The organism is Halomonas sp. AOP7-E1-9 (assembly GCF_052376035.1).
GTDB lineage: Bacteria > Pseudomonadota > Gammaproteobacteria > Pseudomonadales > Halomonadaceae > Vreelandella > Vreelandella citrativorans.
In genome coordinates this window covers 1-3,758 of the sequence record NZ_JBQSVC010000069.1, presented here as the reverse complement: position 1 = coordinate 3,758, position 3,758 = coordinate 1, and the positions used below count along the sequence as shown (strand labels likewise).

Annotated in this window: 5 protein-coding genes; all 5 read left to right on the top strand. The window is 48.9% G+C overall.

Features of this window, described 5'->3' with window-relative positions; genetic code table 11:
* Window positions 1-468: 468 nt before the first annotated feature.
* The 5 genes from ACT3R4_RS18215 (at window position 469) to ACT3R4_RS18195 (ending at window position 3,670) form a co-directional block, all read left to right on the top strand.
* Window positions 469-942 carry a hypothetical protein gene (locus ACT3R4_RS18215; protein ID WP_193057266.1) on the top strand — a complete coding sequence of 158 codons (474 nt, stop codon included), beginning with the start codon at window positions 469-471 and terminating at the stop codon, window positions 940-942.
* A 327-nt stretch (window positions 943-1,269) separates the two neighbouring features.
* Window positions 1,270-1,596, top strand: a complete 327-nt coding sequence (locus tag ACT3R4_RS18210) for a hypothetical protein (protein WP_193057267.1) — start codon at window positions 1,270-1,272, stop codon at window positions 1,594-1,596.
* A 311-nt stretch (window positions 1,597-1,907) separates the two neighbouring features.
* Window positions 1,908-2,654: a hypothetical protein gene (locus ACT3R4_RS18205; RefSeq protein WP_193057268.1), complete on the top strand. Its 747-nt coding sequence runs from the start codon at window positions 1,908-1,910 to the stop codon at window positions 2,652-2,654.
* 76 nt (window positions 2,655-2,730) lie between these two features.
* A complete protein-coding gene (locus ACT3R4_RS18200) occupies window positions 2,731-2,997 on the top strand; it encodes a hypothetical protein (protein ID WP_193057269.1) in 267 nt (88 codons plus the stop codon).
* A 433-nt stretch (window positions 2,998-3,430) separates the two neighbouring features.
* A complete protein-coding gene (locus ACT3R4_RS18195; RefSeq protein ID WP_193057270.1) occupies window positions 3,431-3,670 on the top strand; it encodes a hypothetical protein in 240 nt (79 codons plus the stop codon).
* Window positions 3,671-3,758: the final 88 nt, after the last annotated feature.

Below are 3,758 nucleotides of genomic sequence, written 5' to 3'. Positions count from 1 at the left end.
TATTGGCCATTGGTAGTGGAACGTCTGCTCTTGTCGTGGTGATCACGCTACCAGCTTCTATCCTTTTCGGATGGTTGGCTGTAAAACTGCTTGCTATAGTGAAGACGTTACAATCTGAAGAAGAGGACTAACATAATGTCTGTTTCCTATGGAATTGGTGCCATTATTGCCGCAACACTGGTTGTATCCACGTTATTATTCCTATGGGCTCGCCAGAAGGATGGCCAGCATAGGGGAAAGCTAAAGAAGGCGTAAAATCCGGTAAACGGCGTTGACTCTGTGAAATTTGAGCAGGCGTTTTCACCGATCCGGAATTGATCGATCCAGAATGGTTGACCAGAAAGCACCTGCGTTTGCAGGTGCTTTTCTTTTACAACTACCGTAGTGCACGAAATCTTAAATGAAACTGCCCTGCTGGCGCCTCTCCACTGGTAAGGCGTTTATCAGGTTCTGATGAGGAGATTACTCATGAATACAGTAAAACCAACAACGCTTGTGTATTTGGCACTAGGCGCGAGGCAGTCGAAAGCATTCAACGATGCTTCGAAAATTTCGTATCTACAACTAGGGTTACACGAGATCGAGCTAATGCAGTTTCTCTGTGAAGCGGCGGCCATAGTGCACGAAGTCTTCCATGAGCTGACAACCGTTGAGCAATTCGACGGTAACCTGGAATGCTCATTGGCAGAACCGATGGGCAAGTGGATTATGACCTTCATGGTAGAAAACCATCGCTTACCGGAGGATGAAGAGATAACCAATGCCTCCAAGGCACTCTTACTTGAAAAAGGGGTAGGTGTGCCTGCGACGGCCACTGATGGGCAAGCATTAGATGCAATTGCAAAGGTCATGAGCGGTAAGCAATGGGGAGCGGACACAATGGGGGAGATTATGCTCATTGTGGCTCAAACTGGCAGAGCTGTTCATGAACTCGAAGAATAAGCAGTAACGCTGATAGCTTTTTTTAAAAATTGTTAAATGCTAATTTATGAAGCTCCCTATCACAGGGGGCTTTCCAATGTGAGTGCAGAACAAGCTTATATCGGAAAGCAAAGTTCTCTCCCTCTTGGGAGCGATAGAGGTAGCTGGCCTCTCTATGAAAGCAGCATTCTACCCTGCAGTAGTCGACACTCGTCGCTTATGCATCTCTGCCGGCACTGAGCGCCAGCATTTCAAATGCTCATCTGAGCGATCCACCTCTTTATCCATCGAACTCGGTCCCCGTGGTCCGGGTTACGCGTGGGTAATTTTCCTATCCAAGGAGTTAACATGAAAGAATTAATACAATCGCGTAGCGGCCGGCTTCAAAGCCAAATCGAAATTGGTGGTGAAGACTCTTGCTTGCGTGAGCAATGGAAGAATGACCTTACGTTAGCGACTGAAATGGCCATCATGGAGCATTTCCCGTTCGGACTGCTAGGTTACGAATGCGCACGTCAGAAGGCGGTTCAGAATGGAACTGATGGTATTTTTGACCAAAAAATGGATGAACTGAGAGAGAAGGTTGCTAAGCAGCTTTTAATCGACGATCCCATCCTGGCAAGAAGCCATGCAGCGTCACTGAAGGCATCGGACGCCAATGCTGGCTCTCTATAGCGGTCATCAGCGGTTCTTGGTCCCATCGCAATGCTAATACGCCGGAACCTCGGCATTTTTAAGGCTCATCTGAGCGACTCACTAAACCAGCCACGTGCTCTAGCCTCTAGGGGCGACGACGCCCGCCTGGCATATTGTGCCCTCAGCGCTTACGGCACTTGCTCCATGCGTTCTAGGCACTTCCAAACGATTACCCTTGCCCAATAGGACTAGGGCCTTTCAACAGCGCTCCGTTGAGCGCTTATAACTTGCACACGTCGCTCGTAATCCAGGGATTAGCGGGGACTGAGCTTTTATAACGGAGAAATTCCATGTCTTCTGAGACCCCCAACACCAACTGCCTGGCAGGTATCGCATGTCAGCATTGTGGATATAAATCTCGCGTCCAAACTGTGTCACGAGCCTTAGCAACTTTGGATGACGAGGTTGACGAATCCACTGGCTTAGAATTCGACGACACGTCCTTGATCACCTGTAGCGAATGCAAGTATCAGGGAACGGTTGTTGAATTCCGCGAGATGCAGGTAGATGCGTATGAGCCAAACAGTGGTGTGACATCTGTCTGGTCACCGGACGATGGTATCGACTTTGATACCATCGTCAGAGAAAGTGAGCAGCTAAAGACGTACATCACGGTTAGTTTACCCTCGCAGCAATGGAACGATATTGTTCTGCTGCTGGGCCTCGGCAAGAGGGACCTGGAGCACTACAGTCCAACGCATGCAGCTCAAGACGGCTATTGCAAAGCTGAAATCGATGAAATGGAGCGGTTAAAACAAAATCCAGTAGAGCAACTCTTGTCAACTCAGTTGAGTGCATCAAGCTCAGAAAGCGCGTGGAGCAAGATGGATTCAGCCAAAGCGCGCAGTGAGGGATGGAATCTTTTTGCCAGCGATGGTACTGAATTTGGATTCACAATCTGGAGCATAGAGAGAGAGGATGAGCTTTGTATCTTCGCGGATGACGCGTCGGCACTGAAGCATATTTACTTGCAGGCAAGTAAGGGGAGCGAGTTGCACTTACGCGCGCTTACGCTCCACATGACACTTGCTCGTTAAGCTTAGGGACTATAAACAGACTGGGTCAGCACCCTGAAGGTGCTGACCAGCTGCTTAAGAAGACAGAGGCTCATGCATGTATAGGTCAGAATCGCCGGTACATCCGGATAGAGGCACGATCGTAAACAATGACGTCAAGTACGTGGTGCTCAATGAACACACGCTTGGCTACTTCCTGGGGCCGGACCGTCAGTTAATGATGGTACTTCACGGCTTAGTGCTGAAAGGCGGCCATGACTGGAAAAATGGATCGGTATCGATTGGCCCTAGGGATAGCGTCCGGGAGGCTACACGTGAAGATTTCGTGGCCTTTAGGGTAAGTTCAAAAGGGCACCTTGATTAAGAGGCACATATCAACGCAATAACAGGCCCAGCGGCCAACTTACCACCCCAAGATTTTCTGATGAAATATCGGTTCTAAATAATCATAAATAAAGAAAACTTAATAAGGTGCCGTTGGTTAATTACCAGGCACCTAAAAACAAAAACCGGCCTTGCACAGGTCGGTTTTTTTTTGGGCTTATAAACGTAGGTGTCATTTTCAGTAATTGTTAGGCACCCGAGAGTGAACTTATTGCCATTAAAGGGCTTGGGCCCAAGCGGATGGCGCAGCTAAAAGCGGTGCTGGATGGAGACACGTAGCCCATTGGGTAGAACAACTATTTTCCGTGTCCTTTAGGCTTGCAATTCTGTTGCTGGTAGACAGTCCTCTGAACGCCTAAACTTGGGTTGACGTAGCGAGGCAGTCGCTTTGCTCAAAAAGAGGGGGATTCTCGATGAAAGATTCATGGTGTTCACCTATTTGGGATGGCACTCAGATGCTATATGGTGCGGCAGCTCGCGAGTATCGTCTCCGCCTGGCTGGTGGTGTAGAAACGGTTATCCGCAACAGTGCCGAAAACGCAACCCGCCAAGCCTTGGATACTATTAACGGCATCAGTGCTGCTGTCACTAACCCTAAATCCAATGTGGTGCCAATGGACAAGTCTGCTGCTAGGCCTCGGCGCAGTGCGTAAAAACTGCACTGATCAAGTGCAGGGAAAGTGATTTGATCTCGATGAACAAGGCCCGCCCGGTTTACCAGGCGGGTTTTTTATGCCTGAC